This window comes from Paraconexibacter sp. (genome assembly GCF_041602235.1).
In the GTDB taxonomy this organism is placed as follows: domain Bacteria; phylum Actinomycetota; class Thermoleophilia; order Solirubrobacterales; family Solirubrobacteraceae; genus Paraconexibacter.
Map to the genome: position 1 here is coordinate 1 of NZ_JBFIGP010000228.1, position 6175 is coordinate 6175.

Annotated in this window: 7 protein-coding genes; 6 read left to right on the plus strand and 1 reads right to left on the minus strand. The window is 70.2% G+C overall.

The window, feature by feature from the left end:
- From ABYE80_RS15635 to ABYE80_RS15660, 6 genes are all read left to right on the plus strand, one after another.
- A partial coding sequence (locus tag ABYE80_RS15635) for a helicase-related protein (RefSeq protein ID WP_372791227.1) occupies positions 1-1453 on the plus strand: 1453 nt, incomplete at its 5' end.
- 28 nt (positions 1454-1481) lie between these two features.
- Positions 1482-2672: a peptidyl-prolyl cis-trans isomerase gene (locus ABYE80_RS15640; protein WP_372791228.1), complete on the plus strand. Its 1191-nt coding sequence runs from the start codon at positions 1482-1484 to the stop codon at positions 2670-2672.
- A 16-nt stretch (positions 2673-2688) separates the two neighbouring features.
- A complete protein-coding gene (gene mazG, locus ABYE80_RS15645; protein ID WP_372791229.1) occupies positions 2689-3531 on the plus strand; it encodes a nucleoside triphosphate pyrophosphohydrolase in 843 nt (280 codons plus the stop codon).
- An 87-nt stretch (positions 3532-3618) separates the two neighbouring features.
- A complete protein-coding gene (eno, locus tag ABYE80_RS15650; RefSeq protein ID WP_372791230.1) occupies positions 3619-4896 on the plus strand; it encodes a phosphopyruvate hydratase in 1278 nt (425 codons plus the stop codon).
- 99 nt (positions 4897-4995) lie between these two features.
- On the plus strand, positions 4996-5292 hold the full coding sequence (locus ABYE80_RS15655) for a septum formation initiator family protein (protein WP_372791231.1): 297 nt from the start codon (positions 4996-4998) through the stop codon (positions 5290-5292).
- Between the two features lie 61 nt (positions 5293-5353).
- Positions 5354-5683 carry a hypothetical protein gene (locus ABYE80_RS15660; protein WP_372791232.1) on the plus strand — a complete coding sequence of 110 codons (330 nt, stop codon included), beginning with the start codon at positions 5354-5356 and terminating at the stop codon, positions 5681-5683.
- On the opposite strand, the gene ABYE80_RS15665 is transcribed toward ABYE80_RS15660, so the two are convergent.
- The coding region (locus tag ABYE80_RS15665) for a GNAT family N-acetyltransferase (protein WP_372791233.1) at positions 5647-6175 on the minus strand (529 nt) is incomplete at its 5' end. The two genes, ABYE80_RS15660 and ABYE80_RS15665, sit on opposite strands and share 37 nt — an antisense overlap.

The window sequence follows — 6175 nt, forward strand, 5'->3', positions numbered from 1 at the left end:
GACGACCATCCTCGCGCAGCAGCACTTCGGGTCGTTCTCCGAGCGGATGAAGGACTACCCGTTCACGATCGACCACGTCAGCCGGTTCCGCACGCCCAAGGAGCAGAAGGAGGCGGTCGCGAGCTTCAACGACGGCAAGGTCGACGTGCTGATCGGGACGCACCGCCTGCTCGGCCGTGACGTCCGCGGCAAGGACCTGGGCCTGCTCGTCGTCGACGAGGAGCAGCGGTTCGGCGTCAAGCAGAAGGAGCTGATGCGCCAGCTCAAGATGAAGATCGACGTGATCGCGATGAGCGCCACGCCGATCCCGCGCACCCTGCAGATGTCGCTCGCCGGACTGCGCGACATCAGCGTCATCGAGACGCCGCCGGAGGGACGCCGCCCGGTCAAGACCTACGTCGGCGAGTACGACGAGGACCTCGTGAAGCAGGCGCTCCTGCGCGAGAAGGCGCGCGGGGGGCAGGCCTTCTTCCTGCACAACCGCGTCGAGACGATCGACGAGACGGCCGAGCGGCTGCGGGCCCTCTGCCCGGAGATGCGGTTCGAGGTCGCGCACGGTCAGCTCGACGAGCAGGACCTCGAGCAGCGGATGATCGCGTTCCTGCGGGGGGAGGCCGACGTGCTCGTCGCGACGTCGATCATCGAGTCGGGCATCGACATCCCCCAGGCGAACACGCTCATCGTCGAGCGGGCCGATCTGTTCGGGCTGTCGCAGCTCTACCAGATCCGCGGTCGTGTGGGCCGGTCGCGGGAGCGGGCGTACGCGTACCTCCTGTACCCGGCGGCCGCCGCGCTCACCGAGGAGGCGACCAAGCGGCTCAGCGCGCTCTCGGACTACACGGAGCTGGGGGCGGGCTTCAAGATCGCGATGCGCGACCTGGAGCTGCGCGGCGCGGGGAACCTGCTGGGCGACGAGCAGTCCGGCCACGTCGCGGCACTCGGCTTCGAGCTCTACATGTCGATGCTGGACGAGGCCGTCCAGGCGATGGGCGACGGTCCGGACGAGGACGAGAGCGAGCCGGTGCGCCTGGACGTCAGCGTCGACGCCTACATCCCCGCGGACTACATCCCGTACGAGCAGGCCAAGATCGACGTCCACCGGCGGATCGCCGGCGCCCGGGAGGTCGCCGACCTCGGCGTGCTCCGTGACGAGCTGCAGGATCGGTTCGGCGACATCCCGGACCCGCTCTCGAACCTGATCGACCTGCAGATCGCGCGGATCAAGCTCGGGCAGGCCGGGGGACGGAGCGTGTCCTTCCGCGGGGGGCTGCTCACGGTCACGCCCATCGAGCTCGACGCGGCGCAGACGGCGGCGCTGCAGGAGCGCAGCGAGGGCGTGAAGGTCGAGCCGGGGCGCGCCCAGGTGAGCTTCCGCGTGTCCAACGACCCTGGCGAGCGGTTCCCCGCGGTGCTCAAGGCCGCAGACGACCTCTTGGCGGTGACGCGGGCGTGACGCCAGTGCAGCTAGCATCCGCCGTCTCATGAATTCAGTCAAGGCACGTTTCCTCGCCGCGCCCGCGGCGGTCGTCCTTTCTGCCGTCGCTCTTTCCGCCTGCGGTGACGCAGTCCCCGGCAACGCGGTAGCGAAGGTCGGCGACTCCTCGATCACGAAGACGGACTTCAATCACTGGATGGAGGTCGCCGCGATCTCCTCGCAGGGCGCCTCGAACCCTCAGCAGGCCACGTCCGGGAAGAAGCCCGACGTCTCGATCCCCGAGCCTCCGGACTTCAAGGCCTGCATCGCCAAGAAGGCCAAGGACGCGCCGAAGCCCGCGAAGGGGCAGCCCAAGCCCACGGACGCGCAGTTCAAGACCCAGTGCAAGCAGGAGTACGAGGGGTTGCGCGATCAGGTGCTGCAGTTCCTGATCTCCGCCAACTGGATCCAGGGCGAAGCCGCGGATCGTGACGTCAAGGTCACGGACGCCGAGGTCAAGAAGCAGTTCGAGACCACCAAGAAGCAGTCGTTCCCCAAGGACGCCGACTTCCAGAACTTCCTCAAGTCGTCCGGCATGACCATGGACGACCTGCTGTTCCGCGTGAAGCTCGACACCCTCTCCAACAAGCTGCGCGAGAAGGTGACCAAGGGCAAGGACAAGGTCACCGACAAGGAGATCGCCGACTACTACGCCAAGAACAAGTCGCGCTTCGCCCAGCCGGAGCGGCGTGACCTGCGGATCGTGCTGACGAAGACCAAGGCGAAGGCCGACGAGGCACGGGCGGCGATCGCCTCCGGCCAGTCGTTCAAGGCCGTGGCCAAGAAGTACTCGATCGACCAGGCGTCGAAGGACCAGGGTGGCGTGCTGCTCGCCGTCGCCAAGGGCCAGCAGGAGAAGGCCCTCGACGAGGCGGTCTTCAAGGCGAAGAAGGGCGAGCTCGTCGGACCCGTCAAGACGCAGTTCGGCTACTACGTCTTCAAGGTCCAGAAGATCACCAAGGCCTCCCAGCAGACGCTGACGCAGGCCAAGGAGACCATCAAGCAGCTCCTCGCCTCGCAGAACCAGCAGAAGGCGCTGGACAGCTTCGTCAAGGACTTCCGCGAGAAGTGGAAGAAGGAGACGGAGTGCCGTGACGGCTTCGTGACGCAGGACTGCAACAACGCACCGAAGCCGAAGACCGACACCACGACCGCAGCGCCCGGCACGCCGCAGACCGCGCCGACGCCGGCCGAGTAGCACGCGCGACGCGCGGATGAGCTCCTCCTCCGACATCCAGGAGGCGCTCATCCGCCTCGACGCGCTCACCCGCGAGCTGCGGGAGGCGTGTCCGTGGGACCGCGAGCAGGACGCCCGCTCGATCGTGCCGCACACGGTCGAGGAGGCGTTCGAGCTCGCGGACGCCGCGAACGCCGGTGACGACCGCAAGATGGTCGACGAGCTCGGCGACGTGCTGTTCCAGGTGCACTTCCTGTCCCTCCTCCTGGAGGAGCGGGGGGTGGCCTCGCTGGCCGACGTGGCCGAGCACTGCCGGCAGAAGCTGATCCGCCGGCATCCGCACGTCTACCCGGACCCGGACTCGGCGATCGCCGGGCCGGAAGGGACCGTGGACGCGACGACCGCCGGTGAGGTCCTGGCGAACTGGGACCAGATCAAGCAGTCCGAGGAGGGCCGGGCTCCGGGGATCTTCGGCGAGGTGCCCGAGAACCTGCCCGGGCCGCTGTACGCGAGGAAGGTGCAGCGCCGCACCGCCTCGACCGGGTTCGACTTCGATGGCGTGCCGCTGCACGCCGTCCAGAGCGAGCTCGAGGAGCTCGCGGAGGCCGTCGAGTGCGCGGACGGGGACTACTCCACGGCCGGCCCGGCACGGGACGCGCTGTTCCACGAGGTCGGCGACGTCCTCTTCGCAGCGGTCAACGTGGCGCGGAAGGTGAAGGTGGACCCCGAGCTGGCCCTGCGCGCCGCCGCGGACCGGTTCCGCGGACGGATCGAGGCGGCCGAGTCGGTCGCCGCGGAGGCGGGGGAGGACTGGTCCTCCCTGTCACCGGAGCGCCAGCTGCAGCACTACGCCCAGGCGCGCCTCCGCGACGAGGACTGACCGGTATCCGGTGGCGCGGCGGGGACGCGCCACCCCGGAGAGCCCGAGGAGACGACGCGTTGGCGCGGCGCGCGGGAGAATTGCGCCATGAGCGCGATCCAGTCCGTCCACGCCCGCCAGATCTTCGACAGCCGCGGCAACCCGACCGTCGAGGTCGACCTGACGCTCGCCTCGGGCGCCTCGGGCCGCGCCGCGGTGCCGTCCGGCGCGTCGACCGGGGAGTTCGAGGCGACCGAGCTGCGCGACGGCGGGACGGCCTACCTCGGCAAGGGCGTCACGAACGCGGTCGCCAACGTCAACGGGGAGATCGCGCAAGCGATCGCCGGCCGCGACAGCGCCGACCAGGCCGGCCTGGACGGCGCGCTGATCGAGCTCGACGGCACGCCGAACAAGTCCCGCCTCGGGGCGAACGCCATCCTCGGCGTGTCGCTGGCCTACGCCCACGCCGCTGCGGCCGAGGCTGGGCAGCCGCTCTACCGCTACCTCGGCGGCGCGGACGCGCACGTCCTTCCCGTCCCGATGATGAACGTCCTCAACGGGGGCTCGCACGCCGACAACTCCGTCGACTTCCAGGAGTTCATGATCATCCCCTGCGGCGCCCCATCGTTCACGGAGGCCATGCGGACCGGCGCCGAGGTGTTCCATGCGCTGAAGAAGACGCTGCACGACCAGGGCATGGCGACCTCGGTGGGCGACGAGGGCGGCTTCGCGCCGAACCTCGGCTCCAACGAGGAGGCGCTCCAGGTGCTGGTCGCCGGGATCGAGGCAGCCGGGTACGGCCCCGGCAAGGACGTCGCGATCGCGCTGGACCCCGCGACCAGCGAGATCTACGGCGAGGACGGCCTCTACGACCTCCAGCACGAGGGCCGCAAGCTCACGTCCGCCGAGATGGCCGACTACTGGGCGGAGATGGCCGGCAAGTATCCGATCCTCTCGATCGAGGACGGCATGGACGAGGAGGACTGGGGCGGCTGGAAGCTCCTCACCGACAAGATCGGCGACAAGGTCCAGCTCGTCGGCGACGATCTGTTCGTCACCAACCCGGCGCGCCTGAGCCGCGGGATCGACGGCCAGACCGCGAACTCGATCCTCATCAAGGTCAACCAGATCGGCACGCTGACCGAGACGCTCGAGGCGATCCGCATGGCCAGGGCGGCCGGCTACACCGCGGTCATGTCCCACCGCTCGGGCGAGACGGAGGACGTCACGATCGCGGACCTGGCCGTCGCCACCGGCTGCGGCCAGATCAAGACCGGCGCCCCCTCGCGCTCGGACCGCGTCGCGAAGTACAACCAGCTCCTGCGCATCGAGGAAGCGCTGGGCGGCGCGGCGACCTATCCCGGCCGGTCGGTCTTCCGCTCGTAGCACGACCGTCGTGCGCCGCCACACACGCGCGGCGCACGGCGGATTGCATTCCGTCCGCACGAGCAGGAACCGCACGGTCCCGGTCGAATCTCCGCAGCAGTGCCCGCACGCCGCCCGGGAATCCGCCTCGATCGCATCACGCGCTTCGCGTTCCTCGTGGTCATGCTCGGCGTCATCGCGCTGTACGTGGGACCGCTGCACTCCTACGTCACGACGCGCCAGCAGGCCTCCGAGCGCCGCGCCCAGGTGGAGGAGCTCCGCAAGGAGAACCGCGAACTGCGCGCGCGGCGAGCCGCTCTGAAGGACCCGAGCGTGCTGGAGGAGGAGGCGCGCAAGCTCGGGATGGTCCGTCCGGGCGAGCGCTCCTACGTCGTCCGCGGGCTCCCCGAGGGCTAGCTCCGGACGCCACGGACGCCTCGGGCCGGCCCGCGCTCGCGGCTTGCTAGCTTCGATCCCGATGGCGAGCTTCGAGACGGCGGTCCAGCAGTGGAGAGACGGTGAGCGCCGCCTCGAGGCGACCGAACCCGTGAAGCGGATCGCGATCGAGCGGGTCGTGGAGTGCACGGTGGCCGAGCTGCGCCGCAAGCTGGGATCGGCCTTCACGACCGACGAGCTGGTCGAGCTCTACGACCGAGGCACGTCGTGGGTCCTGGATCTGGCGGTGGCGACGGCGCCCGGCGCGCCGTGGGCCTGGGAGCAGCGCGTGGTGGCCGACGCCGCGTTCAACCGCTACGTCCGCGAGGCCACCGACTACGCGGGCGGGCGCCGGCTCGACGCGCTCGACTGAGCACGACGGGGCTCGGGCACCACGCCCTCGCGTTGCAGGACCCAGGTCCTGGCCACGGTGACGAACCCCATCCCGGCGTAGAGGTGCCGGGGCCAGTCGTCGGCCTCGGCGGTGAGGAAGACGATCTGCGCCCCGCGGGCTCGCGCGTCCGCGACGCAGGCGGCGACGACCGACTTCGCGTGCCCCTGACCCCGGTGGTCGACCAGCGTGGCGACATCGTCGATCTGCGCGACGTCGGACGTCCCGTAGACGGTGGCGTGGGCCACGTCCTCGCCGTTCGCGGACACCGCGACGAACCCCTGGCCGCCCACCAGCTCGAGCGCTCGCCGGCGGACCGTCCGCAGCTGCGCAGCGACCGACACCGGGAGCCCCGCCTCCGTGTCGGTCCGTGCGACGATCGCCTGCAGGCGATCGGTGTCGGCGGCCACCGCGTCCGACCGCTCCACGACCGCGCCCGGGGGAAGCGCCATCACGACCTCGGCGCCGCCGCCC

Bases quoted from the DNA above. Each gene is read 5' to 3' on its own strand.
- ABYE80_RS15640 (WP_372791228.1), top strand. From the start codon at position 1,482: ATGAATTCAGTCAAGGCACGTTTCCTCGCCGCGCCCGCGGCGGTCGTC.
- mazG (WP_372791229.1), top strand. From the start codon at position 2,689: ATGAGCTCCTCCTCCGACATCCAGGAGGCGCTCATCCGCCTCGACGCG.
- eno (WP_372791230.1), top strand. From the start codon at position 3,619: ATGAGCGCGATCCAGTCCGTCCACGCCCGCCAGATCTTCGACAGCCGC.
- ABYE80_RS15660 (WP_372791232.1), top strand. From the start codon at position 5,354: ATGGCGAGCTTCGAGACGGCGGTCCAGCAGTGGAGAGACGGTGAGCGC.